This window comes from Mesorhizobium sp. LSHC420B00 (assembly GCF_000503055.1).
GTDB lineage: Bacteria > Pseudomonadota > Alphaproteobacteria > Rhizobiales > Rhizobiaceae > Mesorhizobium.
Window position 1 is genome coordinate 1 of record NZ_AYVY01000035.1, and the last position, 26332, is coordinate 26332.

Sequence of the window (26332 nt, forward strand, 5' to 3'; positions counted from 1 at the left end):
ACGAGATGCAATTCGCAAAGAACATCTCGAACCGGATCGTCTTCATGGATCGTGGCGTGGTTGCCGCCGATGGCAGTCCAGCTGAGATCTTCGATGCACCATCCAGCCCACGACTTGCTCAATTCCTGCAGTCAGAACTCGCTTTTCAATAGCTCAACAAGAAGGGAACCTAAGAAATGTCTGCAATCACATCCAGTTTTTCCCGTCGCGCTGCCCTGGCTGTTGCCGGCGGCATCGCAATTGCTCTTGCAACCGCGGGGATCAGCAATGCTCAGACCGTTCGCACGATCAAGATCGCGACGTCTGCCGAATCCAAGCCGCTGGCATGGGGCGCGATCGGCGTAGAGCCGCAAGGCTATGAACCCGATCTTCTGAGAGCGATCAACGCAAAGCTGCCGCAGTATAAGTTCGAAATGGAAGGTGTTTCGGATATCGCGCAGGAAACCGGCCTCGCCACGGGCAAGTACGACATCGCCGTCGGTGGCTACTACAAATCCCCTGAGCGCGCCAAGCAGTTCTTCATTCCGGAAAACCCCATGGGCGCCAGCCTGATGAAGATCTACAGCAAAAAAGGCAGCGGCATCAAGGAAATGAAGGACCTGGTCGGCAAGAGGATCGTTCCGACCACGGCCGGCGGCGGCACCTACAAGTTCATCATGAACTGGCAAAAAGAAAATCCACAATACAAGCTTGATGTTACGGCATCGAGCGCCGGTATTCCCTATCCCAACCGATTGGACGAAGTTCAGAACGGCAAATTCGACGCGCTTGTTCTGCCTTCGAATCTCGGTGAGCAGACCGTCATCGAGGAAAAGAAGCTCGATATCGTGGCGTCCGATCCGGTCTTCAGCAACAACACCTACATGCTGATTCATAGGTCGGACGAAAACAAGGTTTTAGCCGACGATGTGAACAAGGTTCTCAAGGAATTAAAAGACGATGGCACGATCGAAAAGCTCTCGCAGAAATGGTTCGGCGAGGACATCGTCAAATACATGAAGTAACAGGACCTTTTCCCAACCATGTAGCGATAGCCAGCGGTAAGGCTGAATTGCAAGAAGGAGCGTTTCAAAGTGGATGTTTCTGCTATGATTCCCGAGTTGCTCTCGGCGTTGCCGCTGACTCTCGCCATCACCGTTACGGCCATGGTCGTCGGCTTTTGCTTGGCTCTCGTCGCGACAACACTCCGAGTTCAGAGGATACCGGTGATCAGTCACCTGACTGACCTCTACGTGTCCTATGCCCGGAGTGTTCCCGTCGTCCTGCAGTTATTCGTCGCGTTCTACGGGCTGCCCTTGTTGGTGATCCTGTTCGGCGCCGAGGATTTTATTTCTGCAACGATCGCTGCGATGGTGGGGCTGAGCCTCTATCATGGAGGGTATCTGTCGGAAGTCATGCGACCTGCATACCTGGCCGTCGATCGCGGCCAGCATGATGCGGCCGACAGTCTGGGATATACCTTCCGACAGAAGATCACCCGCGTAGTCGGCCCGCAAGCGGTGCACTTCGCATTGCCGGGCTATGGAAACGCCATCATCTACCTGATCCATAACGTTGCGCTGGTCATGTACATCGGGGCAGCGGATGTGATGGCGACCGCGCACTTGATCATGGAGCGCGACTATAACCAGTACCAGTTCGAAACGTACCTCGTGCTGGCGGTTATCTATTCGCTGATGTGCCTCGTCGCGTGGCTCATCGTGCGCTTCTTCGAGCTTCGCTCGCCAATGCAAGCGCCAGAGGCGACGACAACAGCTCAGATCAAGAACGCGGCCGTCGCGAGCGTGTGACGTAAGGGGTAATCCGACCATGTTTGATACCGATATTCTGCTCCAGGACTCGCAGGAAATTCTGGGCGCCGTACCCGTGACGCTCGGCATGGCTTTCACGATTTTCATCCTGTCCACGATCGTCGGCAGCCTTTTTGCGCTCGTCGAACATAGGCGGATCCCCGTGCTGCGACAGCTCATCATGGCCTATAAGGTCGTCTTCAAAGGCGTTCCGATGGTGATCGTGATTTTCCTCGCCTATTTCGGTCTGCCCCCGGCATTCCAGTTCCTGCTCTCGTTGCTCGCGATCAACTTCAACGCCCACGAAACGCCCAACTGGGTAATCCTTGTCATTGCAGTCACCGGCTGCGTTGCGGCGTTCCAAGCGGAAATCATCAAAGGAGCCCTGAACGCCTTCGACACCGGTCAGTCGGACGCCGCCCATTCGCTCGGTTATACAAGCGGCCAACTGTTCCGACGGATCCTATTTCCCCAGGTGGCCCTCACCGCAATTCCCGACCTGACAACCTCGATGATGGTCATCATGAAGGCGCTTTCCCTCGGGTTCGCCATCGAGGTTGTCGATATCTTCGCCCAGTCCCAATTGACCGCCGCGCTGAACTACTACTACCTAGAAGCCTTCGTGATTGCCGTCGTGATCTACATGGTGATTGCCTATATCGTCACCCAGATTGCCGACAGGCTGGNGAAGCCTTCGTGATTGCCGTCGTGATCTACATGGTGATTGCCTATATCGTCACCCAGATTGCCGACAGGCTGGAGCAGGCGCTGAGGGTGCGGACGTGATAAGGATGCGGGATAGAATCGCCAAGCTTCGGATATCGAGCCGCACCTGGGAGACAATTCTTTCGGAGATGAAAAGCTTGAGGCGAAACCCGAGTAGCCGATGTATGTACAGATGATTTTGGTGCGATTTGATTGACCGCATTGTTTGCGCTGCTGGCTGGCTTCATGCCGACTGGAGCCACCGATCGCCCCGACGCAACGTTGCGCATGTACCGACGATAGCGGCAACCCGTAGGAAGATCAGCTTCTCCTCAACTGAAACGCGCGTTCGATTATGTCTCCCATTTGCGCAGCAAATCGACCGGCGGTCCTCGGAAGCCCACCATAAATCAACAATATCAATGCGCTACTCGAAGGTTCGCCAGCTATGACTTGGCTAACTGAGCCAAAATATAGCGCTAAACCATTGATAAATAGCGACAATGATGGGCCCGGAGGGAGTCCAAAAAGCCCCGGCGTGTCCTCCCAATCTCCTGGACGCGTTCCGTAGCTTCTTGGGCCGCCAAGTTGGCGGCGGCCCTCGCGCTTTTGATGCTGATACACGGCATTGCCAGCGGCGTTCCCTACAAACGGAACTCCATATCCGGCGATGACGGCGTCCCGTGGGACCGCGAGCAATCCCTTGAGCACTGATGGAACCGACTTGACAAATCGGCGGCCGTCCGACACGTTCTTAACAAAAGGCACAACAAACTTACAAAAGTTCAAGTTGGCACAATCTGGCCGATAGGGAGAAGGCCGATGCATCTCGGTCACCGAGCGGAGACTTGCGCGTGAGCAGCGCAGCCCTCACGCGGCCGACCTCCAGGTGGGCGCTACCCCGGTTCATGACGGCCGAGCATCCTTTCCCCTGGCTCGCGCCGATCACGGTGATGCTTCTCGTTTTCGGCATCTATCCCCTCGCCTATTCGGTCTGGCTATCGTTTCACAAACGCAATGTCGTCTCCCGGCAGCTTGACTTCGCCGGGCTCCACCAATGGACGCGCGCCTTCTCGGATGCGCGTATGTGGCATTCGCTGGAAACCACGCTGATCTACACCTTCGTCGCGCTTGCGGTTCAGCTTGCGCTCGGCATCCTCATCGCGCTTCTGCTTGACACCGATCGCAAAGGTTACGGGGTGCTGCGGGCGCTGATGACACTGCCGCTGGTGGTGCCGCCTGCGGTGACCGGAATGATGTTCCTGCTGATGCAGGACGGCTCTTTCGGCGTCCTGTCGTTCTACCTCTATGGCGTCGACCTGATCTCGCCGGCGCAGCCGATCCTGACGCAGCCCGGAACCGCATTGGCGGCGATCCTGCTGGCAGACATATGGCAATGGACGCCGTTCATGGTGCTCATCATCCTGGCAGGGCTCAGGGCGCTGCCGAAGGAACCTTTCGAAGCCGCGGCGATCGACGGCGCCAGCGGCATCCAGACGTTCTTGCGGCTCACATTGCCGATGCTGCGCAAGGTGATAGCGGTCGCGGTGCTGATCCGCGGCGTCGATCTCTTTCGCATCTACGACTACGTCTACATCATCACCGCCGGCGGGCCTGGCACGGCCACCGAGACGCTTTCATTCTACGCTGGCCGTATCTATTTCACCGGAGACTTTCCCTATGCCGCGACCCTGTCGCTGATCGTGCTCGTCGTCTTGATCGTCGTGTCGAACCTGTTCGTCAGGCTGTTCAAGGTGAGGTTCTGATGGAGTCGTCGCGCGCCCAAACCATCGCCCGTGACGTGCTCGCCGTCCTGGTGGTGGCGATCTTCATGTTCCCGATCGCGTGGTGGGCGCTGTCGTCCATCAAACCCTATTCGGCGATCTTCGACCGCAGCGGACCGGTCTACGTCGATTTCACGCCGACGCCGGACAATTACCGTGTGACCTTGCTTGGCGTTTCGCGCGTCGACATCGGCATGGAACAGGGCGGCGAGGCGGCCGGGGTCATCAAGGGTGGCGCCAGCTCCTACGATTCCCGCCAGTCGCTGCTCGACAGCGCCGTCATAGCCGTCGGATCGACGGCGCTGACGCTGCTGCTGGCCACTCTGGCCGCCTATTGCCTGTCGCGAATGCAGTTCAGCGGCCAGCAGTCCTTCCTGTTCTGGATTCTCTCGCAGCGCTTCATGCCGCCAATCGCGATCGTCATTCCGATCGTTTTCATGTTCCGCGATCTCGGCTTACGCGATACTTATACGGGGCTCATCCTCGTTCACAGTTTGATCAACCTGCCGCTGGCGGTTTTGCTTTTGAAGTCGTTCTTCGACGATGTTCCGCGCGAGGTTGACGAGGCGGCGCTGATTGACGGCGCGACGCGCTGGCAGACGTTCCGACGCGTGGTCCTTCCCATGGTCAAGGGCGGCATCGCTGCGACGGCTGTGCTGTGTTTCATCTTTTCGTGGACCGAGTTCCTGCTCTCACTGTTCCTGACAACGTCGATCCGCACTGTGCCGGTGAAGATCTCCACCTTTGTCACCTCGACCGCGACCGAGTGGGGCTACATCACAGCGCTCGGCACGTCTGCGATCATACCCAGCTTCATCTTTATCCTGCTGGTTCAACGGCATCTGGTCCGCGGCCTCACCCTCGGGTCCCTGAAGGAGTGAGGCGCAGGCGAGAAGAACGACGACAAAAACGCAACGGAGGAACGATCATGAGCTTCAGAGAACACGACAAGAAGACATTCGTCGCCGATACCTGCAATGACTTTACGGCGCGCCGAATAACCAAACGCGACTTCATGAGGAAGATGGCGCTCGCTGGTGTCGGCTTTTCTGCCTTCGGATCGGCTATGCTAGGTGGTGGCCGCACCAATCGGGGGATGCTGGGCCTCGGGGTTGAAGAAGCCCGCGCCCAGGACGCCGATATGCTGAAGTGGCTGGCCGACGTCGGCAAACCATACGCCGGCACCAAAATCCGCTACACTTCGGAAGCGACGCCGCCAACGATCGTGGCCAACCAGCTTGTCGCGGGTGAATTCACCAAGGCAACCGGCATTGAGGTGGAAGTCGAGATCGTGCCGCTGGAGCAGGTTCTCGCCAAGGCCACGCAAGACGTGCAGGGCCAGCTTGGCACCTACGACGTCTACTATCTCGACCAGTCCTGGATGGCGACATTTGCACAGGATGTCGTCGATCCGCGCGAGTATTATGACCAGAACAAAGAACTGGCGATGCCCAACTTCGACTGGGACGATTTCTCCAAGCCGCTGGTCGACGGCATCGCCATGTACAACGGCAAACAGTGCGGAATTCCATTCGATATTCCGATCTTCATCCTGATGTACCGCAAGGATCTTTTCGACAAACACAATATTGCGCTGCCGACAGATCTCGACGCCTACCTCAAGGCCGTGCAGGCGCTCACAGAGGCAGAAAAAAGCAACGGCATCTTCGGCACAGCGTGCCAGGCGAAGTCCGGCCACTATTCGCTGGAATGCGACTGGACCTTCGCATTGTGGGGCCATGGCGGTTCGATCTTCAACAAGGACAAGAAGTTTGTCGGCAATGACGAGCGCGGCGTGGCCGGACTGCAATTCTATCAGGAGCTGGTCAAAAACTCGCCGCCCTCGGCGACGACTTGGACCTGGGACGGTCAGGGACAGGCGTTGACACAGGGTCAGGCCGCCATGGCAATCACCTGGGGCGAGGATTTCCCCGGCTTCGACGCCAACGATTCCAAGGTCAAAGGCCTGTTCGAGGCCCTGCCCGCGCCCAAGGAGGTTCCTGGCCGCCGCGCCGCCGCCGATTGCGGCTTCAACGAAATCCCGGCCGTCGGCCACCAAGGTGGCTCGACGATCTCGCTGTCGCAATATTCCAAGAACAAGGAAGCAGCATGGCTGTTCATGCAGTGGGTCTGCTCGAAGGATGTGATGGCGCGGGTATCGACGCTCGGCGGCGGCGCCTCGCCGATGCGCAATTCCTCTTTTACAGATCCTCGGGTCAAGGCGAAGGCTGTTGTCGGGCCCGGAACGACACGCCATTTCGAGGCGATCAAATACACTATCGACAACCAGATGGGATCGGAGCCGGACATGCCGATCTGGGCGGATCTGTCGAACAACGACATCCCGGTTGAACTCGGCAAATTGCTTACGGGCCAAGACTATGGCGGCGACGCCAAGGCATGCCTGGATGCCATTGCCGGCATTGTCGACGGCAAAGTCAAGGATGCCGGTCTTTAGCGGCTAGTCGGTGATTTGGGCGAAGGCGGCTTCGGCCGCCCTCGCCGTTTGGCAATGTGGCGGCAATGGTTCCGGATCTCGTCATCGGCATCGATTCCTCGACCTCGGCAACCAAGGCGATCGCCTGGGACCGCAATGGTCTGGCCGTGGCTGAAGGTCGTGCACCGCTTGCAATGTCCAACCCGCGTTCGGGCTATTTCGAGCAGGATCCGGCCGAATGGTGGGCCTCGACGGTCACGGCGCTTCGTTCTGTCGCGGCAACAGTTTCGCCCGCACGCATTGCCGCCCTTGCGATTGCCAACCAACGCGAGAGCTTCGGCCTTTTCGACGAGCAGGGCCAGGCCGTCGGGCCGGCAACGCTCTGGCTCGATGAGCGCGCCCGGCGGAAAGCACGCCGCTTCGGCGAGAGCTTCGGCGCGGCACGCGTCCACGCAATATCCGGCAAGCCGCTGGACGTCATTCCTTGCCTTTACCGCATGATCTGGTTTCGCGAGGAAGAGCCCGAGGTTTTTGCCCGCGTGGAGCGAATGGCCGAAGTCCACGGTTATCTGGTCTTTCGCTTGAGCGGCCGGTGGGTGACGTCCACCGCATCCGCCGACCCGATGGGCATACTCGATATGCGAGCTATGGACTGGTCGAACGAAATACTCGCCGCAGCGGGCATCGCCCGGCGCATGATGCCGGACCTGGCAAGGCCCGGCACCGTTCTGGGCCAACTGACTTCGGAAGCGGCCATTTCGACCGGCCTGCGCGAGGGCACGCCGATCGTCGCCGGCGGCGGCGACGGTCAATGCGCCGGAACGGGCGCTGGTGTGTTGCAGCCGCGATGCGCTTACATCAACCTCGGCACAGCGGTCGTCTCCGGCAGCTTCGGCACGGACTACGTCCACGACCAGGCCTTCCGCACCGAGACGGCGGTCGCCGATGACGGCTATATCTATGAGACGTGCCTTCGCGCCGGCACTTTTCTCGTCGACTGGATGGCGCGCGAAATGCTTGGCGTCGATCTGCATGGCGCAAGCGATGCTCTGGAGGCGCTCGAGGCCGAAGCCGCTGCCAGCCCGATCGGCGCAGGCGGCATAATGCTCCTGCCCTACTGGCAGGGCGTCATGGACCCGCACTGGGATAGCGCGGCCCGTGGTGTGATTGCCGGGCTATCCGGCTCCAGCCGCCGCGGCGACATCTATCGCGCCGTGCTGGAAGGCATAGCGCTGCATCAGGCCGCGACAAGTCAGCGGGCCGCTGCGGCTGCCGCCCAGACCATCGATCAGTTCATAGCCATCGGTGGAGGAGCGAAGTCCGACCTGTGGATGCAAATTCTGGCGGATGCACTCGATCGTCCCATAAAGCGTTCGACGACGGTGGAAGCCTCCTCGCTTGGCGCGGCGATGGCGGCGGCAAAGGGCGTGGGCTGGTTTTCCACCATCGCCGAAGCGTCCTTGGCAATGGCCAGCGAGCCGGCCAAAACCTTCGAACCGGACACGAGACGGGCCGAGCTCTACGCCGAACTTCTTGCGATCCATGCCGATCTTTGGCCAACGCTTTCAGCCTGGAACCAGCGCCTCGCGGCCTTCATGGAGGCCGATCATGGCTGAAACGACCAACTGGAACGCGTTGATCGAGGACGTTGTCGCGGGACGCTGGACAGATCCCAAGACCGGCGCGGCCACGATCCTGCCGTTCCAGACGATCGAATTGCTGGAGACGACGGAGGGCCGCGAGGCGGATCTCGTTGCGCCCCTGGCGCTCGGCCGTCGCATCGCTGTTGTGTCCGATGTCAACACCGTCGATGTGATGGGCCGGCGCGTCGCGAAGGCGCTGCGCGCCATCGCCGACATCAGTGAAATCGTGCTGCCTGACGGCCTCGACTGCGATGAGGCAACGATCCAAATGGTCAGGGAGAAGACGCGTCACGCCGACGGGGTCGTGGCCGTCGGGTCTGGCGTCCTCAACGACAGCTGCAAGCATGCAACCTTCCTCGACGAGCGGCCCTATGCCGTCTTCGGCACGGCCGCCTCGATGAATGGCTATGGCGCTTCGACAGCGTCGGTGACCTTGGCTTCAGGGCTCAAGATCTCGCTGCCCTCGCACGCGCCGCGGGGCATCTTCCTGGACCTTGGCGTTTCGGCCGCAGCGCCCGCCTGGCTCAGCGCCGCTGGGCTCGGTGACAGCCTGTGTCGTCCCACCGCCCAGATCGATTGGTGGGCTTCGCATCGGCTGTTCGACACCTACTATTCTGCCGTGCCCTACCTGCTGCAGGCGGGCGATGAGGGACCGATGCTGGCCCATGCGCCTGGCCTTGCCAGGCATGACGTCACCGCTGTCGGGCATCTCCAGCGCGTCTTGACGCTGTGCTCGATGGGTGTGTGCTTTGCCGGCGTTTCCCATCCTGGATCCATGGGAGAGCACCAGATTTCCCATTGGGTCGACATGTTCGCGCAAGACCATCATCCCGGCACCACGCACGGTCAGCAGGTGGGGGTTGCCTCGATGGTCATGGCGCGTCTGCAAGCGCGGCTGCTGGACATGAAAGAGCCACCGCAGGTGAAGCCGACCGCCATCGACGAGGCGGCGATGCTGGCCCGCTATGGGGCACAACTTGGACCACTTTGCATTGCCGAGATGAAGAAGACGGCACTCGACGCCCGCCAGACGGAAATCTTCAACCGCAGGCTTGCGGAAATCTGGCCGGCACTGCGCCAGGAGGTTCGGCCGATGGCGATGCCGGTTGCCCGCATGGAGGCAGCACTCAAGGCTGCCGGGGGGCCGGTCACCGGCACAGAACTAGGCCTGCCGCGCGCGCTTTGGCACGACGCCATTCGCTATTCGCGGGAAATCCGTGGCCGATGGTCCTTTGTCAATCTGGCCGCCGATGCAGGGCTGCTGGAGGAGTTTCTGGAGAGCGAATGGTGAGACCGCATCCGACCGTCGCCAATGACTCGCATGGCGAAAGTTGAACCCAACCGGCAAGGGCAATCGAAGGATAACAATTTATGGCGTCTGTCACCATCAGCAACATAAAGAAAGACTATGGCGCCCTCTCGATTATCGATGGACTCGATCTCTCGATCGAGGATGGCCAGTTCGTCGTTCTGTTGGGGCCGTCCGGGTGCGGCAAGTCCACACTGTTGCGCATGATAGCCGGGCTCGAGCCCATCACGTCCGGTGAGATCACGATAGGAGACAGGGTCGTCAACACACTTCATCCCAAAGACCGCAATATCGCGATGGTCTTCCAGAATTACGCGCTTTACGCGCATATGACCGTCTTCGACAACATGGCGTTTTCCATGCAGTTGAAGAAACGCCCCAACGAAGAAATCAAACAGAAGGTCGGATGGGCGGCATCGATCCTCAATCTGACCCCTTATCTGGAACGATATCCCCGCCAGCTTTCGGGCGGCCAGCGGCAACGCGTCGCCATGGGTCGCGCTATCGTGCGAGACCCAACTGTCTTCCTGTTCGACGAGCCGCTGTCCAACCTCGACGCCAAGCTGCGCGTGCAAATGCGCACGGAAATCAAGGAGCTCCACCAGCGGCTGAAGACCACCACCGTGTATGTCACGCATGACCAAATCGAGGCCATGACCATGGCCGATGTCATCGTCATCATGCGCGACGGCCAGATCGAGCAGATCGGGCGCCCGCTTGATGTCTACGATCGCCCGGCAAACCTCTTCGTCGCCTCCTTCATCGGCTCGCCCGCAATGAACATGTTCCATGGCGAGGTGGCTTCCGAGCGCGACGCCTGGGTGGTGCGGACCGACGAGCTATCCCTCCCGCTTCCGCCAGAGGCTGCGGTCCGGCCCGGCCAAAAGGTGATCTATGGCATTCGGCCCGAACATCTTCGACCTGTGGCAGACGGGCGCGGCATCCCGGCGAGAATTACGGTTGTCGAGCCGACTGGCCCCGAAATCCATATCTTTGCCGCCATGGGCAACATTGCGATCTGCTCGGTGCTGCATGACCGCATGGAGCTCTCTCCTGGAGCTGTGATCCACCTGGAGCCAGCGCCTGAGCGAATCCACCTGTTCGACCAAGGCAGCGGCGAGCGGCTGGACAAGGAAAGAAGCTGAATGGCGAAGATCATTATCCTCGGCGCTGGCGTCATGGGCTCTGCGATGACGCTTCCGGCCGCTCACGCGGGTAACCGCATCACTCTTGTCGGCACCCATCTCGACGAGGAGATCGTCAGCTCTGTGGCCGACACAGGTCATCACCCTCGCCTCAACATCACTCTGCCTGACGCGGTAGCCGCCTGTTCCTGGACCGAATTCGGGACGGCGATGAACGATGGAGCCGACCTGCTTGTACTCGGCGTCTCGTCGGCCGGCGTTCCTTGGGCGATCGACCGCATTGCTGAAAGCATCAAGTCGCCCATGCCGATACTTATGATTACGAAAGGACTCGCCGCGAGCGAGGAAGGCATCGAAATCCTGCCGCATCTGCTTGCCCGCGAGATTGAGCAACGTACTGGCTTGTCGATCTCGGTGATGGCCGTCGGCGGACCTTGCATTGCCGGCGAACTGGCCGCACAGCGCGATACCTCCGTGATCGTGGCTGGGCACGATCCCGACCAGCTGGCCGCGGCGTCACGCATCCTGCGCGCGCCTTTCTATCATGCGCGACCATCATCCGATCTCATTGGCGTCGAGATCTGCGCCGCTTTCAAGAACTTCTATACACTCGCCGTTGGGGCTCCCGTCGGGCTGCTTGAGCGAGACGGCAAGGCGCCCAACGGTGCGCTCATGCACAACCTTGCCTCGTCGCTTTTCTCGCAGTCCCTCGCCGAGATGGCGATTCTGGTCGAAGCTCTGGGTGGAAAAATCGAAACAGTGCTGGGGCTGGCCGGCTCCGGCGATCTTTATGTGACCTGCCAGGCGGGCCGTAACGGTCGCATGGGACGCCTGCTCGGCCGCGGCCTGCCCTATTCCGTGGCGAAGCGCGAACATATGAGTTCGGACACGGTTGAGGGGGCGCAACTGGCGCTGGACCTTGGTCAGGCTTTGAAGAATATGATGGGCCGGGGTGTACTTCCCCATGATCGCCTGCCGCTGACGACTGCCATCATCGACGCGATTTGCCATGATGCTCCGCTGGTTTTGTCCTTCGACCGCTATCATCGAGGCTAGCGGAGCCGGGGAAACTCGATTGATGCCTCATATCGATGAGCACATGGCTCGGCCGAGCCCGCTCTGAACCCGCTGCCGCGGAGTGGACAGGATGATCTGATGGAGAAACCAGCACGAAAGAAACGCGACGGCCGCCAAGCCGTAACGAGTTCCGTCACGGCCGATCGCGAGGAAGGGCTGCTCGTGCGCGCCGCCTGGCTTGCTTATGTCGGTGACCTCACCCAGGCGCAAATCGCCAAGTCTCTTGGCCTGACCCGCCTTCGCGTCAACCGGATGCTGGCGCATGCGCGCCAGCGGGGGATCGTTCAGATTCGCATCAATTCCAAGGTGGCGAACTGCATCGAGTTGGAGAACCGGCTGCGGGACGCCTATGGTGTCTCGGATCCAATCGTGGTCCCGACACCGCCGGATCCTGCTCTGGTGCCACAGGTCATCGCAGCCGCCGCCGGCGAAGCCCTGTCACTTAGAATCCGTGACGGGATATCGGTGGGCGTGGGATGGGGGCGGACGCTCCAGCTCAGTCTGCGGTCGGTGACCGTGCGCCCGGTCAAAGGAATGTCGATCGTTTCCCTGCTTGGCGGGCTTACACGTGGATCGGCGATCAACATCTACGAGATCGCTTCCCGGCTCGCGGCGCTCTTCGACGCGGAATGCTTCTACATCGCAGCACCGGTGTTCACGGATACCGAGGCCACACGCGATCTGCTTATGCGCCAGTCAATTCTGGAAGATGCTTTCACCCATGCCCGCGACGTTGACGCCGCTTTCGTTTCGGTAGGCGCGGTGCACAAGGACGCCACCATCTTTCGGATCGGACTGGTAGGGGACGATGATCTCAGATCGCTCCGCCAAGCCGGAGCTGTCGGCGATATTTGCGGCCACTGGATCGGCGCCGACGGACAACTGGTCGATCACCCGCTAAACAGTCGCGTCATCGGCCTCGCCCCCGAACATCTGCGCGACGTCGACACTGTGATCCTGCCCTCCGGCGGCCTCGACAAGGTTCCGGTGCTGCGCGCCGTGTTGCGCTTGGGTGTCGTCGATGTGCTGATCACCGACGAGAAAACCGCTGAGGCGATCCTTACGGAAAAGCCGTAGCGCAGACTGATCTCCACCAGCAGAGTGGCTCGCGAGTGATTGCTTCTTCACGTCACAGCACCTCGTGGATTTCCTCGATCGAAGTCTCGCCGATCGGCTTGTCCAGAACGATCTCTCCGCGCGCCATCGCCACGACCCGGTCACAGCATTCGAAAACATGATGCATGTTGTGGCTGATGAAGACGCTAGTGATGTTCTGGGCCTTGAGGCCACGAACGAAGCCGATCACCTTTCGCGTTTCCTTCACCGAGAGATGGTTGGTTGGCTCGTCGAGAATCATGACTTTCGACTTGAAGTGCATGGCCCGGGCGATCGCCACGCCTTGGCGCTGGCCGCCCGACAGTTCGCCGACCAGCGCGTCGGGCGACCGCAGATGCAGGTCGACGTCGGCGATCGCCTTGACGCTTTCGTCACGCATGCGCTTCTGGTCCAGGATGCCGATACCGAAAACCGAACCCTTCACCGGCTCGCGTCCGATGAAAACGTTGCGGGCGATGGTCATGGTCGGGACCATGGAATTGTACTGGTAGATCGTCTCGATGCCGCGTTCCATGGCGTCGCGCGGGTTAGAGAAGCGGACCGGTTCACCTTCGATCCTGATCTCGCCGCCATCGGGCTTTTGGGTGCCTGAGAGGATGTTGATCAGCGTCGATTTGCCGGCGCCATTGTCGCCGACGAGGCCCAGTGCCTCGTCGGGATAGATATCCAGCGTAACGTTTTTCAAGGCGTGGACGCCGGAATACCATTTCTGGAGTCCCTTGATCGCGATGATGGGCGCCGCCATGATCAGGTCTCCACCTTCATTGCCCTGCCCCGCTTTCGAAGCCATGCGTTCATGACGACCGCGAAGATAGTCAGAAAGCCGATCGCCATCTTGAACCAGTTGGCGTCAACCTGGCTCAGCACCAGTCCGTTGTCGATGACGCGGATAAGGGCAGCCCCGATGATGCCGCCGAAGATGGTGCCGATGCCACCAGCCAACGAGGCGCCACCGATGACGGCAGCCGACACGGCCTGCAGCTCCAGCCCCTCGCCGATCGACGGCAGCGGGGCGCCGAGCCGCATCACCTGAATGGTACCGGCAAAGCCGGCGAGCACCGAACAGATCATGAAGCAGGCGACCTTCACCCGGGCCGTCGGGATGCCCATCGATTGCGCGGCGGGCAGAAAGCCGCCGGTGGCGCGCACCCAGTTGCCGAAATTCGTGTGCGACAGGAGCACGGTCACCAGGATTGCCACGGCGAGAAACCAGAAGAACGACATGCGAAAGAGGTCGCCCGGTCCCACATAGACCGTAAACAGCCATTTGGGCAGAGCGTTAGCTGGTATGACAGGAGGGAAGCCGCCGGAGATTACCACCGTCAGCGAACGCGCGATGAACAGCATACCAAGCGTGGTGATGAAGCTTGGTATCGCGAAACGAATCGTTATGAACCCGTTGAAGAAGCCGATGAGGGCAGCGATCGCGAGGCCGGCGGCAAAGGCCGGCGCGAACGGAACGCCTGCCGCGAGCATCACCGCCATGGTCATCGGGGTCAGCGCAAAGACCGAGCCCACCGAAAGATCAAACTCACCGCATATCATCAGCAGGGTCACGCCGATCGCGACCAGCCCCATTTCGGGCAGCAGCCCAAGCATTCCGCGAAGGTTCTGTGTGTTCAAAAATACGCCGTTCGAGCGAATCTGAAAGACAATGAGGAGCAGGAGCAGGAACACGACCGCCGCAAGCTCCGGCTTCTCCAGATAAATCTTCATCAAACGCTTCATCATTCGCTCCGGCTCGGGATCGTTTCCGCTGGTTATCGCATCGGCAAAGGGGATGGCGGCAGTCTGTCTTCTACCGCCCTTGACGGGGGAGATGCCGCTGGAGGATGGGGACGGAGCCAACGCCCAAGACCGTGTTGCCTGGCCCTCCCCCTTGTCCAGCCGACCTCTCCCCGTAAGAACGAGGAGAGGACGCCGGCTTCGTGCCTACCGCACGCCCTTTGCGGCCAGTTCCTTGAGCTTTGGCACGTCTTCCTTGACGATGATGCCCTTGCCGGTGTCGATGTCTGCCGGCAGCAGACCGACGTTCTTGGCGAGATAGGCTTCCATCACCGGCATGAAGCCCTGCATGTAGGGCTGCTGGTCGACCTGGACCTGGATATAACCCGCTTCCATCTGTTGCAGGACTTCCGAGACGATATCAAAGCCGCCCATCAGCACCTTGCCCGGCTCGATGCCGCGATCGATCAGTACCTGGGCGACGTAGGCATGCCAAAGGCCGGTGTCGAAATACACCGTGGTGTCCGGGTGGGCAGACAGATAGGCGCCAACACGATCGGCGACGACGGCGCCGTCTGTGCCGGTGTCGAGCCGTTCAATGACCACTTCGCGTCCGCCATTCGCGGCCTTGTATTCCTCAAGGAACTTCATGACGCCGGCAGCGCGCTGTTCCGACCAGTTCTGACCGGGCGCGGAGACGCCGACGAGGGCCCTGATCTTGCCTTCCTTGGGGAAGAACTCGGACATCTTCTTGCCGAGTTCGTAGCCGGCGGGAATGAAGCCCTGGCCGATGAAAGCCTGGCGGGCATTGCCGGCTGCTCCCTCGGTGTCGTCGACATTGGATGCGATGACCGTGACGCCGGCAGCGCGGGCGTCGCCGATGATCTGGTCGAAGGCATTGTTGTCGACGATCGAGGTGATCAGCGCGTCCGGGTTTGCCGCGAGCGCCGCCTGCATGTTGGCCGATTGTTGCTCGATCGAGCCTTCGGTCTGCGTGAAGACCATCTGGCAATTGGCCTGGATCTTGGCGCAGGCGTCGTCAAACCCCTTCTTCACAGCTTGCCAGAACGGGTTTGACGCCGACGAATGATGTGTGAAGACGATTTTCATCGGCTCCTGCGCGCGTGAGCCGATTGCCGAGCCTCCAGCCAGTACTGCTCCCAAGGCTGCCGAGATAAGTAGCTTCTTCATGGTTCTCCTCCTCCGTAGAAAGCTGCTTCAGGTTCATTTTCAGAGAGTCGATGCGTCGGTCACCCGTCGAAGCGCGGTGAAGGCGCGATCGATCTCCGGGTTCAGTTCCATGCCGAGGCCCGGTCCGGAAGGCACGGTGATCTTGCCGTTCTTCACCTGCGGCAAAGCGGTCACAAGGTCGCGGTACCAGGTCTTGTAGAAGGCCCTGACACTCTCCTGGACGAGCGCGTTCGGCGCATTGAGCGCCAGGTGGGTCGATGCGCCGAGCACAACTGGACCGGTGCAGTCGTGTGGCGCGACCGGCAGGTGCCATGCTTCAGCCATGGCAGCGATCTTGCGCGCCTCCGAGAGCCCGCCGCACCAGCTGATATCGAGCATAATGACGCCGGCCGCCCCGGTCTCGAGAAGGTCACGGAAGGCCCACCGGGAACCGAGCGTCTCCGAAGCCGATATCGGCGCCAGCGAAGCCTCGGCATAGCGTTTCAGGCTGGACAGGCTGTCCATCCTGATCGGATCTTCGTGCCAGAAGGTCTTGTAGGGGGCAAGCTCGCGGGCGATCTGCATGGCCGGCAGCAGCTGCCACATTGAATGGAATTCAACCATGATGTCCATCTTGTCGCCGACCGCATTGCGGATTTTCTCGAATGGCGCCAGCGCGGAATTCAAATCAGGCTGCGAAATATACAAGCCGCGCGTTTTCTCGGCGGCCATGTCGAAGGGCCAGATCTTCATGGCCGTGATGCCTTCCTCCAACAACGAATGCGCCAGTTCGTCGGCGCGGTGAAGGAAGCCGTTCAGATCATCATAGGCGTCGCCGGGCTTATCGAGCCCGTAATTGGCCGTCGTCTGGCCGGTGGTCTTCTTGATGTATTCGGTACCGGCACAGGTGTTGTAGGTCCTGATCTCGTGCCGGGTGAAACCGCCGAGGAGTTGTGCGATCGGCTGACCCGTCGCCTTTCCGAACAGATCCCACAGTGCGATATCGAAAGCGGAGTTGCCCCTGACTTCCGCGCCCGTCGATCGGAAACCGAGATAGCCGACGAGATCGGCGGCAAGCAGGTCGATCTGCAAGGGGTTGCGCCCGATCACGCACGGCGCGACATATTCGTGCAGATAGGTCTCGACGGTTTCGGCCATGAAGAAGGTCTCGCCCAGCCCAACGAGGCCTTCGTCCGTGTGAACCAGGACCCAGAGAAGGTTCGGCCGCTCCTTGAGCCGCAGCGTTTCCAGTTTCGTGATCTTCATCGCGCACCCCGCTCCTCAGGCGATGCCAGCCGCCAGCAGGGCCTTGACGCTCTCGTCAAAATGCCTCGCCATCAGGTCGCGAGCGGACTGAGGATCACCGGTCTCGATTGCTTCGGCGAGATCGATATGGATTTGGATCATCTCCAACTGCTCGGCATCCGAAGGGCGGCTCCGCCAGCCGATCGGCCAGGTCTGGCGCGATACGCGCTCGAACGCGCCGACGATGAGGCTGAAAACCGGATTCTTTGCAGCCTTGGCGAGTTCGAGGTGAAAGGCGAGATCGTGCTCCATGACCTGTTCCGGCCGCTGGAAATTCTCGCGCATGGCGAGCGCGTGCGTCCTGATCCTTTCCACTTCGTCGGCTGTTCTGCGCAAGGCCGCCAGCATGGCGGTGCGGGTCTCAATCGTGCGGCGCACGTCGTAGATTTGCTGCACCGTGATCTGTTCCGTGTGGACGCCATGCTCGATCACCAGCGACATGGCGCCATAATCCAGCTCGGCGACGGTAGCCCGTCTGCCTGCCCTCAGGTCGATAAGCCGCATGGCAGCGAGCGAGCTGAAGGCCTCGCGAACCACGGTGCGCGAGACGCTCAATTGTCTCGAAAGCGCGGCCTCGCTGGGCAGCCGGTCGCCGGGCCCGAGCTCATGCGCGCGGATATGGCGTGTGATCTCGCCGATCGTATTGCTGACCAGGCTCGCTGCGTCGGAATGTTTTGCGGATACGGCCGTGCTCACGCGATCACCAGTTCAGGAGGGCAAACCTGTATGGCAGGTTTTTCCAGATGTGTTGATAGTATGCGAGAAAGATGTATGTCAAGATCAGGCGGGCCGGCGTCGTCGCCAGGAGACCGATGGCAAGAGGCTTGCACGAAAGATGCTCTTGACGCGCCGTTCGGCCGGGTGCAGGAGCCCGCGCGGTCGAGCAGGCGATCGTCTGCTTGGCGCGCTCGACATTCTCGTCGTGAACAGCGGCGGGCCGCCGACCATGTCGTTCGAATTTTCTCGGCGGACGATTCGCTGATATTTCGATCGACGCACCCCATATGAGCGGAAAGAGTGTCACTTGAGGACTTGCCTATGCTGATTTCGCGTTCAGGACGGTTTGCAATTTTGATTGCGGGATTGTTTCTGGCATTTTCCATGGTCGCTGTGGATCACGCCGATGCGCGCCGTGGCGGCAGCTTCGGCAGTCGCGGCATGCGCACTTTCCAGCCGGTCCCGCCGACCAGGACGGCGCCACAGCCTTCCGCACCGGTCGAGCGCTCGATGACGCCCAATGCGGCAACGAACAATGCGGCCCGCCAGCCGCAGGCATTCCAGCGCCCAGGCTTCTTCAACGGCCTCGGTGGATCGATGATGCGGGGGCTGCTGCTCGGCGGCTTGATCGGCGTTCTTTTGGGCCATGGGTTCGGCGGCTTGGCCGGCATGTTCGGCCTTCTCCTTCAAGTGCTGCTGATCGGCGGCGTGGTCATGCTGGCCATTCGCTTTTTCCGCTCGCAATCGGCGCAAAACCCAGAGCCCGCTACGGCCGGTGCCTCGCGGGGCACCGGGACCTTTGGGCGAAGCGCTGCAGCCCGGCCCGAGTCGAGCAACGCCACAGCTTTCGCCATGCCAGGCATTGGGTCAGGATTTGGCGGAACGAGCCAAGCCAATCCTTCCCAAGCCAATGCTGCCGATGAGATCACCCTCACCCAAACCGACCTCGACACGTTCCAGCAAAGGCTGACGGAAGTTCAGGACGCATTCGGGCGCGAAGATCATGTTGCTTTGCGCCGGTTGGTGACGCCCGAGATGGTGTCCTATCTGTCCGAGGAACTTGCCGACAATGCCAAAAAGGGCGTCAGGAACGACGTGTCGGACGTCAGCCTGTTGGAGGCCGATATTGCGGAAAGTTGGCAGGAGGGTGATCGCGACTACGCGACGGCTGCTTTGCGCTATGAGTCTCGCGACGTGACCCGCGATCGTATCAGCGACAAGATCATTGAGGGCCAGGCCGATCGGCCGACGGAGACGACCGAACTGTGGACCTTTACGCGCCAGAACGGCGGTGACTGGAAGCTTGCCGCAATACAGCAGCCGAGCTGATGTGCCCGGCCTTGATGTCTGCCAAGAGTTTTGTTCAGGTTTCTCGCTACCACTCGAAGGCCAGCGCGCCCCTTCCGCGCGCTTCTTTCCCCCAACGCGCGTTGAGGTAACACTAAACCACCGGCTTCAACCGGGACCGGACAATCAGCATCGCACCGCGCGACTTTTTGCGTTTCCGGTCTCGTGTAACCCAATCGACGACCTCCTGCCGGGTTGCAGCCCGCCACCCCTCGATGCTCAGGCAGGCAGGCTCTTTGACAGCCTGCCTCTTCTGGTTTACGTGCGGCCATCAAGAATGTTCAACGCGTAACGTGTGTGTCGCCGTTCGCCGGTTCTTATCAGTGCACCGTTGGCAACGAGGTCCTGCAAATCTCTTGTTGCCGTCGCGCGCGATGCCTGCGTGATGGCGATATAATTCTCGGCGCTGAGCCCCCCTTTGAACCCGTCGATGCCCGCGCGGAACATCCGGGCGATGACCTTTTCCTGGCGCTCGTTGAAGTGATCCCGGTAGCGTTCGTGAAACTTGGCCTTGACGACGGAGAATTCGACACGAGCGAGCGTTACGCGCTGCGCTTCGAGGATCGTGTTGGCGAAGTAGAGCAGCCAATCTGTTACCGCGTTGCTCGTGTTGCTGGCCTCCAGATGGTCGTAGTAGGCCTTGCGGCGGCGCTCTATCGTATAGGCCAACGCGATGAGGCTGGGCTCACCCAGATTTTGCGCCAGCGCCTTTTCGCAGAGGGCACGGCCTATGCGACCGTTGCCATCCTCGAACGGGTGAATGCTCTCGAAATAAAGGTGCGCGATAGCGGCACGCGTCAACGCTGGCAGCGGTGTCTTGCCTTTGGATGAGGTATCGTTGAACCAAGTAGTGAAGGCATCCATTTCGGGTTTCACCCGCGCGGAGGGCGGCGTTTCGAAATGAACTTTGGGCTTATCCAGCCGATTGGAAACGATCTGCATGGCATCGGCATGCTGGCGGTAGTTGCCGATGGTCTCGATACGACGCTCACCCGACATCACCATCGTATGCCAAGCGTAAAGAGTGCGATGCGTCAGCGCATCGGCAAAATGCAAGTAGCCATCCGCCATCATTTCAGCGATGCCCCGCTCGGCAGGCGGAATGCGCCTGGTCTCCCCGCCCAGACCAAGTTGCTGGCGCAGGGATGATTGCAGGCTCTCGCGGTCGAGGTACTCCCCCTCAATCGCGGATGTCTTCAAGGCCTCTTCGCTGATAAGATCGATGCGGATCTGGTCGCGATCGTCGGAACCGACATGACGAAAGACGCCTAGGAACTCGCCCGATCGCAACAGGAACTCGCTTTCCAGCGGTTCCAACGCCTTCTTATCGTAGGTAAAATGCGGCCAGTCCGCCTGCTCCCAATTCCATACCATGAGTTATAGGGCACCCTTCTATAACTCACGATAGCAACAATTGTGAGCTATAGCAATCTTCTCTATGCCTCAGAAGTCGCGGCTTTGCCCCGGCGCGATCCAACGGCTAACCATCCAGATCAATTTAATCATGCTTGTAGGGCCGCCGCATTGCGGGCCGCGCTCATTCGTTGCTCGAACGTTTCGGTTTTTTCTCCCAGCTCAATGAGCGGCTTAAGTTCTTCATACCCCGCACGTGCAGCGACACGCGACGTGGTGCGACGGGATGACAACGGCGTGTGACCAGGCCGCATGCTTCCAGCCGCTTGAGCAACGGCGTCAGCGTCGCCGAATCAAGCCCAAGCACTTCGCCAAGCTCGCCCACCGTGCTTGGCGCTCGCTCCCATAGCGCGAGCATCGCCAGATATTGCGGGTAGGTCAGCCCCAGCGGATCGAGCAGCGGCCGGTAAAGCCGGGTCATCAGCCCGCTTGCCGAATAGAGCGCAAAGCAGAGCTGCTGATCAGGCCGCCGAATCCCGCCGGAAGCCGCCGGGAGGTCCTCGGGTCTGGTTGTGATCTCTAAGGGGGCATGCTGCCTTTGCCGGAAGTAGCGCCGCCGAAAGCGCCACTTCGACATTGCCCCTGATGGCATTGGAGGGGCACATCCGATGCGCCGCCGATACAAGCGATCTATGCGCGACATCCGCTGTCGGGCCGCGGCGCCGAGGACGATTCGATCCAAAGGGCGTACCAGCGCTCTATTCTTCGCTATCGGGGGTGGCGGCGCTGAGGGAAGCCAATCAGGCGGCAGCCTTCAGCCGACCACCCTGCTTGCCTATGACGCCGAGATTGAGGGCATATTTGATAGCCGGGATGAGGACGCCCTGAAAGCTGAAGGGATGGATCCCGCCGCCCTTGCCCACATGACTTGCAAAGGCCCTGTCATGGGCGTCGAACACCATCTCCTGCGTCTCGCGCGGATAGGCCCTGACGAACATCATGCGGCTGTGGCAGAGCCGGACATGGGCGACCTTCACGGTCACCGTCACGTCGTTGATCAGGACGATCTCGTGGCTCCAGTCGAACTGGTAGGCCTCGCCCGGCGCGAAGAACAGCGGCACATAGGCGTCCGCCGTCGCCGACCCCTGCGCCTTCGCCCAGCTCTTCGCGTAGCGGCGGACGGCGTCATAGCCACCCTCGTAGCCGAGACTGCAAAGCTCTTCGTAAATCCGGATCAGTGTCAGTTGCTCGCGCGCCGCCTTGCCACGGTTGCCATTCAAAAACCCGTCAAGCTGATCCTGCCACGGACCGATCTTCGGCTTGGGCTGCCGCTCGCGTTCGTAGGAGAACGATGTCTCATTGGATCTGAGAATCTTGCGGACGGTGTTCCGCGACACAGGCAGCTCGCGGCAAATCCGCTTGAGCGACCATCCCTGCACATGGAAGGCGCGCCGAACCCGGGCAATCGTATCCACCGACTTCATCCCCACACCATCCGCTCGCCACGACGAGCCGATGGTCGCAAATCAAAGCATCAGGGGGGGCAAAATTGGACGCCGATTCCCCGGCTTATGGGGTCAATTTTGCACGCCGATTCACAGCTAAAGTCTTCGACTGTCCCCCCCCATGCCGCTCAAGCCCTGCGAGCAGGCTCGCTCGGGCGTCAGCCATCAACTCAAATTGAACGGGACGACCTGTCTTCTGCTGAAACACTATCGCGCGAGTCCGAATTTCGGGACCTGCGACTAACGTGCCGATCCTAAGCTTCACAAGATCACAGCCACGCAGCTTGCTGTCGATGGCTAGATCAAAAAGTGCGCGATCACGCAGCCGAGGGGCACAGGGACACGGGAGACCCCTTCCTGATGCTTAGCCAGTATGACGGATAAAGTCGCGTTGCCGTGAGCGCATCTCAGCGAGCAAGGCCGCTTCGTCAGTCATTCCGTCTTGGAACAATTGCAATAGCGTAGACGCGATTATCTCAGCGTCGCCCGAGCTTGCATCGTGGTTGCCGTCTGCGCATATCTCGTCGAACACTCGTTGGAGTAGCGCAAGATCATTCGGATAAAATGCGCTTGTGCCGACGTAACGCTTAAACATCTCACCTCACGAGGCGAGAGTACGACACCCTCTCAATCGCCGGCTGCCTAACAGTTGGCTGGCGACTTCATGACTGTAGGCTAACGCACCGAAATAGCGAATCTATTCGCCAACGTTTCGCACGAACATCCCCTCCTCCTTAGCAGCAGCCCCGAAGGCCTTACGGGCCTCCTCCGGAGTCGCCCGATCCTCGACGGCGCGTCGATGTATAGTTGTGCAGCCTTCCGCCACTTAGGTCCCATCTTGGTCCACTTCAGGAGTTCCTCGGCGGCACCCTCGACATTGTTAGACCCGTAGGTCGGTCGGTCTTGACGTACACTGGAGGGGAGAACCAATGGGTTGCCACGACACCTCCTACTCAGGGGAGAGATACATCTTGGCCTCCTTTGCGGCAGCCTCAAAGGCCTTTCGCACCACCTGAGGGTCAATCGAATCGCCCTCCAGATCTGACAGGGACAGCGTCACCGCCTTATGCCAGCAGGGTCCTCTCCGGGTCCACGTTTTGAGCTGCTCAAGGGCTGCCCTCGCATTGTTGCAGCCATGCCTGACACCGGTTTCAGTCTTCACGAACACCGGAGGGACGAACCAATGGGTTGCCATGATACCTCCTANTCAGGGGAGAGATACACGTTGGCCTCCTTGGCAGCCGCCTCGAAGGCTTCACGGACCTCTTGGGGGGAGGATTTGCCCTCGAGTGCATCGACGCAGGATTGGACAGCCTTGGTCCACCTCGGGCCCTTTGTGTCCCACGCCATGAGTTCCTCGGCGGCTCCCTCGACGTGGCTGACCCCATGGCGAATGCCTGGACGTTTCGTCTTCACGTAGATCGGTGGAGAGAACCAGAAGGGACCCATGAGGATGAACTTAGAGCGGCAAGAGGCTGCTGACCAACCCAGTTGCAGCCTCCGCTGATAAGGGAACAACGCAGGCCTTCGCGGGTTTAGAACTCGCAGCGGTCGATTCTTCGTGGATGCACCCGCTGTCGGGTCCGTCGCTTTTCTCACGGGCGGCGGGCCCTCGTGGCTAGAGACTGACTTTGCAATCGAATTTAGCTATTTGCCGTTGGGGGGAAGTAACGTCCCCTCCTCCTTAGCGGCAGCCAGGAATGCCTTACGGGCCTCCTCAGCTCCCATCTCGTCGAATATCACGGCCATGCAAACGCGCACCGCGAGGTCCCAGCAAGGCCCACGCTTGGTCCACTTCATCAGCTCCTCGCCGGCTTTCTCGGCGTTGTTGACGTTGCGGATGATCCCGGGACGCTCGGTCCTGACAGGGACCGGAGGGTTGAACCAGTGGAGAGCCATACGTCACTCTTTGTCGGCCCTATCAAGTTCCTCCAGCAAATACCTTTGCTCAGCCGGCAGCTCCCGTTCTACAGGCAGATTTAGCATGTTGCGAAGGTAATTGCGGATTACCTCTGAGGTGATCCACCGCCGCACAACTTCGGCAATAACCTTCTGTTTGGCTTTATCGATTTCAACCAGATTCGGGCCTACATCTTAAAAGGACCGAACTGCACCTCGAGCGGATTTGTTCCTTAAGGGGGCCAGAATGTTTGATACAAAAATCTGGGCGGGTGATCGGATAACTGGCTCGCGCGAGGCCCCCCGCGCGCGCCCTGGGTTTCCCACTGGCGAGGCCCTAACAATCCCCGTCAGAGAAGTTGGAACCGCCAAGCTGCTGCCGTTTCGTCCGCGACGCCATCCACCATTACATGACCGATGCCCCGCGAGCAGCGCTCGATCCGCGCCTCGACGCGGTACACATCACGCAAGAGCGCCGGCGTGACGACATCTTCCGGCGTGCCGCAGGCGAACATCCGGCCCTCGGCGATAACGATGCATTTGTCGGCGAACCGGAGGTGTAATCAAGAATTATCTTTTAGAGCAATTCCAATGTACCGCTTTGGGGGAGAGCATTTCGGGTGATGACGGCTCACGCAAACTATTCGCTGCGCGACGAAATTCGGGACTATTGGTCCGATCGCGCCGAGACCTTCGACCTGCAGGTCGGTCACGAGATTTTTTCCGAGCAGGAGCGCGCCGCATCGGATGCGCTCATAAGCAAACACCTCGGACCCGGCGCCGGACGGGTGGCGTTGGATCTCGCCTGTGGGACGGGCGTGATTTCGCATTAGATTCACGATCTGGGGTTTGTGCTGACGGGCCTCGACCTGCTCAGAAGCCATGCTCGCCAAGGCACGCGCCAAGGCACAAAACCGCGGCGCCGGTATACGCTTCATCATAGGGGACGCCGAGCGGACGCTCGAGGACAAGGCGAGCTACGATGTCATCGCCACTCGTCACCTGGTCTGGACGCTGGTGGAGCCGAAGGCCGCGTTTGCCGAATGGTTCGCTGCTGAAGCCCGGCGGCAAGCTGCTGGTCATCGACGGCGATTTTGTCAGCCGCAACTGGGCGACGAGTTTGCGGGAACTTTGGGAGAAGCTCACAACCGGCAAGTCGCGGGTCGTGGACAATGACCTCGCCTCCATGGCCAGACGCCACCAGAGCATTCTTGCCCGTGTCTATTTCTCGGGCGGCGCACGGGCGGAAGAGATAGGGCGCCTGCTGGCCGAAGCCGGGCTCGATCAGCCCGTCGTCGTCTGGAAACTGGTTGCGATCCATCGCGCCCAAGCTCAACAGATGAGTTGGCCCAAGGCGCTCGAACGCGCCACCCAGCACCGCTTCGCGATCTGCGCGACAAAGCCAAAGTAAACTCCTCGGCGCGCCGGCGTCGGTCGCTCTAGTCAGGGTGGAACTTTAGGGATTTCTAATAATTGCCTGTGACCATTAGGCACGCTCCCTCCACTGCCCGCTGCAGATCGGGCCGCAACCCGATCGGGCCCGCGCTCCCCGCCAGAGGCGCGGGCTTCTTGGTTGCCTCGCGCTTTGCTAGCGTGTGGTGAAAGCAGGCTTCGCTACTGAAGCGTGAACTGCGGGACGCGCAGTTGGCATCCTTCGGTCCGAGCGTGAACAGCCAGACCTTGCCTGCGACCTCCGCCGCAAGCGAGGTCGGGCTTGCAGCGCCCTGGGCCTGCGCAAGCGTCGGGAAACTCTCCAGCCGCCAGTCATTGGCCGTGTGAAGCATCTGCGCGGCGAGGACGACTTGCGGCACGCGTCGTTGCAGGATTTCAGGGACGAAGGAACTACGGAATGAGCACCCGCGGTACGAACTTCTTGCACAAAAGGCTGAGCACGGCCTGCCTGAGAGCCATCTGCCTGCACAAAAGGTAGCATTGTCTTAGCTCCAGATGAACGTGAGGAAGAAACCGGCAATAGCAATTGCCGAGATGACATTGGGCCACCATACGGCATCGTGGGCCGGTTTGGCTGGCTTGTACCTGTGCCCCGTGCGGGGCAGCAGGTCCGGATCGTAGCGCACGTGGCGCTTGGGGTCGTATTTGATTGGCCGTTTCATCGCGGGCCTTGACCACCAGCAAGCTTAAGAGGAGGCGCTGTGCTGGCTGATCAAAAACTTGCGCTCAAGGCAACGGAATAGCATCATTCGAACGAACACTGTTCGTCATGACGAGGAGGGAAGTGAATGCGGTCGGCGGCGCTTTCAAAGCTCTTCCGCAACAGATAGGCGGGTCATTCAGAGGGCCGCAT

Annotated in this window: 24 protein-coding genes and 7 pseudogenes; 15 read left to right on the forward strand and 16 right to left on the reverse strand. The window is 60.3% G+C overall.

Going from position 1 to position 26332, the window contains the following annotated elements; translation table 11 throughout:
* The 12 genes and pseudogenes from X760_RS0139685 to X760_RS68920 form a co-directional block, all read left to right on the forward strand.
* A pseudogene (locus X760_RS0139685) lies at positions 1-152 on the forward strand (amino acid ABC transporter ATP-binding protein); the annotation flags it as partial.
* A 24-nt stretch (positions 153-176) separates the two neighbouring features.
* Positions 177-1004, forward strand: a complete 828-nt coding sequence (locus X760_RS68870; protein WP_023722145.1) for a transporter substrate-binding domain-containing protein — start codon at positions 177-179, stop codon at positions 1002-1004.
* Between the two features lie 69 nt (positions 1005-1073).
* Positions 1074-1790 carry an amino acid ABC transporter permease gene (locus X760_RS68875; protein ID WP_031194989.1) on the forward strand — a complete coding sequence of 239 codons (717 nt, stop codon included), beginning with the start codon at positions 1074-1076 and terminating at the stop codon, positions 1788-1790.
* A gap of 19 nt (positions 1791-1809) precedes the next feature.
* On the forward strand, positions 1810-2490 hold the full coding sequence (locus tag X760_RS68880) for an amino acid ABC transporter permease (protein ID WP_023722147.1): 681 nt from the start codon (positions 1810-1812) through the stop codon (positions 2488-2490).
* A gap of 859 nt (positions 2491-3349) precedes the next feature.
* Entirely contained in the window at positions 3350-4261 is a 912-nt protein-coding gene (locus tag X760_RS68885) for a sugar ABC transporter permease (RefSeq protein WP_245278732.1), read from the forward strand.
* Positions 4261-5160: a carbohydrate ABC transporter permease gene (locus X760_RS68890; protein WP_023722149.1), complete on the forward strand. Its 900-nt coding sequence runs from the start codon at positions 4261-4263 to the stop codon at positions 5158-5160. Before X760_RS68885 ends, X760_RS68890 begins: the two co-directional genes overlap by 1 nt.
* Positions 5161-5207: 47 nt before the next feature.
* Complete coding sequence (locus X760_RS68895) at positions 5208-6737, forward strand: extracellular solute-binding protein (protein ID WP_023722150.1); 1530 nt, start codon at positions 5208-5210, stop codon at positions 6735-6737.
* Positions 6738-6802: 65 nt separating this feature from the next.
* A complete protein-coding gene (locus tag X760_RS68900) occupies positions 6803-8332 on the forward strand; it encodes an FGGY-family carbohydrate kinase (RefSeq protein ID WP_023722151.1) in 1530 nt (509 codons plus the stop codon).
* Positions 8325-9650 carry an iron-containing alcohol dehydrogenase gene (locus X760_RS68905; RefSeq protein ID WP_023722152.1) on the forward strand — a complete coding sequence of 442 codons (1326 nt, stop codon included), beginning with the start codon at positions 8325-8327 and terminating at the stop codon, positions 9648-9650. Before X760_RS68900 ends, X760_RS68905 begins: the two co-directional genes overlap by 8 nt.
* An 80-nt stretch (positions 9651-9730) precedes the next feature.
* Entirely contained in the window at positions 9731-10813 is a 1083-nt protein-coding gene (ugpC, locus tag X760_RS68910; protein WP_023722153.1) for a sn-glycerol-3-phosphate ABC transporter ATP-binding protein UgpC, read from the forward strand.
* Positions 10814-11869, forward strand: a complete 1056-nt coding sequence (locus tag X760_RS68915; protein WP_023722154.1) for a hypothetical protein — start codon at positions 10814-10816, stop codon at positions 11867-11869.
* Positions 11870-11968: 99 nt separating this feature from the next.
* The gene (locus X760_RS68920; protein WP_023722155.1) at positions 11969-12967 is read left to right on the forward strand and encodes a sugar-binding transcriptional regulator; all 999 of its coding nucleotides are present in this window, start codon (positions 11969-11971) and stop codon (positions 12965-12967) included.
* A gap of 52 nt (positions 12968-13019) precedes the next feature.
* Here the strand turns inward: X760_RS68920 and X760_RS68925 are convergent, their stop codons facing one another.
* The 5 genes from X760_RS68925 to X760_RS68945 form a co-directional block, all read right to left on the reverse strand.
* Complete coding sequence (locus X760_RS68925) at positions 13020-13751, reverse strand: ATP-binding cassette domain-containing protein (protein WP_031194992.1); 732 nt, start codon at positions 13749-13751, stop codon at positions 13020-13022.
* 2 nt (positions 13752-13753) lie between these two features.
* A complete protein-coding gene (locus tag X760_RS68930; protein WP_031194994.1) occupies positions 13754-14734 on the reverse strand; it encodes an ABC transporter permease in 981 nt (326 codons plus the stop codon).
* 204 nt (positions 14735-14938) lie between these two features.
* Entirely contained in the window at positions 14939-15922 is a 984-nt protein-coding gene (locus X760_RS68935; protein ID WP_031194996.1) for a sugar ABC transporter substrate-binding protein, read from the reverse strand.
* 39 nt (positions 15923-15961) lie between these two features.
* Positions 15962-17167 (reverse strand): mandelate racemase/muconate lactonizing enzyme family protein, encoded by a 1206-nt coding sequence (locus X760_RS68940; protein WP_023722159.1) that lies wholly within the window; start codon positions 17165-17167, stop codon positions 15962-15964.
* A gap of 15 nt (positions 17168-17182) precedes the next feature.
* Entirely contained in the window at positions 17183-17902 is a 720-nt protein-coding gene (locus tag X760_RS68945; RefSeq protein WP_023722160.1) for a FadR/GntR family transcriptional regulator, read from the reverse strand.
* A 345-nt stretch (positions 17903-18247) separates the two neighbouring features.
* Here X760_RS68945 and X760_RS68955 point away from each other — a divergent pair, with 345 nt between their 5' ends.
* Positions 18248-19252 (forward strand): Tim44 domain-containing protein, encoded by a 1005-nt coding sequence (locus X760_RS68955; RefSeq protein ID WP_084643047.1) that lies wholly within the window; start codon positions 18248-18250, stop codon positions 19250-19252.
* A gap of 276 nt (positions 19253-19528) precedes the next feature.
* Here X760_RS68955 and X760_RS68960 read toward each other — a convergent pair whose 3' ends face one another.
* Positions 19529-20644: a Fic family protein gene (locus X760_RS68960; RefSeq protein ID WP_023722163.1), complete on the reverse strand. Its 1116-nt coding sequence runs from the start codon at positions 20642-20644 to the stop codon at positions 19529-19531.
* Positions 20645-20915: 271 nt separating this feature from the next.
* Positions 20916-21260 (reverse strand): annotated as a pseudogene (locus X760_RS75505) (MarR family transcriptional regulator); the annotation flags it as partial.
* Between the two features lie 42 nt (positions 21261-21302).
* Between X760_RS75505 and X760_RS78360 the strand changes: the two are divergent.
* Positions 21303-21543 (forward strand): annotated as a pseudogene (locus X760_RS78360) (RES domain-containing protein); the annotation flags it as partial.
* A 9-nt stretch (positions 21544-21552) separates the two neighbouring features.
* On the opposite strand, the pseudogene istA reads toward X760_RS78360, so the two are convergent.
* The 7 genes and pseudogenes from istA to X760_RS77455 form a co-directional block, all read right to left on the reverse strand.
* A pseudogene (gene istA, locus X760_RS68965) lies at positions 21553-22107 on the reverse strand (IS21 family transposase); the annotation flags it as partial.
* A gap of 136 nt (positions 22108-22243) precedes the next feature.
* Positions 22244-22456 (reverse strand): annotated as a pseudogene (locus tag X760_RS78365) (integrase); the annotation flags it as partial.
* Between the two features lie 369 nt (positions 22457-22825).
* Positions 22826-22954, reverse strand: a complete 129-nt coding sequence (locus X760_RS78370) for a DUF982 domain-containing protein (protein ID WP_245278733.1) — start codon at positions 22952-22954, stop codon at positions 22826-22828.
* A gap of 123 nt (positions 22955-23077) precedes the next feature.
* The gene (locus X760_RS68975; protein WP_023722167.1) at positions 23078-23323 is read right to left on the reverse strand and encodes a DUF982 domain-containing protein; all 246 of its coding nucleotides are present in this window, start codon (positions 23321-23323) and stop codon (positions 23078-23080) included.
* 8 nt (positions 23324-23331) lie between these two features.
* A complete protein-coding gene (locus X760_RS68980) occupies positions 23332-23577 on the reverse strand; it encodes a DUF982 domain-containing protein (protein WP_023722168.1) in 246 nt (81 codons plus the stop codon).
* A 198-nt stretch (positions 23578-23775) separates the two neighbouring features.
* Entirely contained in the window at positions 23776-24027 is a 252-nt protein-coding gene (locus X760_RS68985; RefSeq protein WP_023722169.1) for a DUF982 domain-containing protein, read from the reverse strand.
* Positions 24028-24377: 350 nt separating this feature from the next.
* A pseudogene (locus X760_RS77455) lies at positions 24378-24620 on the reverse strand (hypothetical protein); the annotation flags it as partial.
* A 27-nt stretch (positions 24621-24647) separates the two neighbouring features.
* On the opposite strand from X760_RS77455, the pseudogene X760_RS68995 reads away from it, so the two are divergent.
* Positions 24648-25438 (forward strand): annotated as a pseudogene (locus tag X760_RS68995) (methyltransferase domain-containing protein).
* A 55-nt stretch (positions 25439-25493) separates the two neighbouring features.
* Here the strand turns inward: X760_RS68995 and X760_RS69000 are convergent.
* Positions 25494-25838 carry a hypothetical protein gene (locus X760_RS69000; RefSeq protein WP_023722173.1) on the reverse strand — a complete coding sequence of 115 codons (345 nt, stop codon included), beginning with the start codon at positions 25836-25838 and terminating at the stop codon, positions 25494-25496.
* A 126-nt stretch (positions 25839-25964) separates the two neighbouring features.
* The gene (locus X760_RS76750) at positions 25965-26141 is read right to left on the reverse strand and encodes a hypothetical protein (RefSeq protein ID WP_023722174.1); all 177 of its coding nucleotides are present in this window, start codon (positions 26139-26141) and stop codon (positions 25965-25967) included.
* Between the last annotated feature and the right edge of the window lie 191 nt (positions 26142-26332).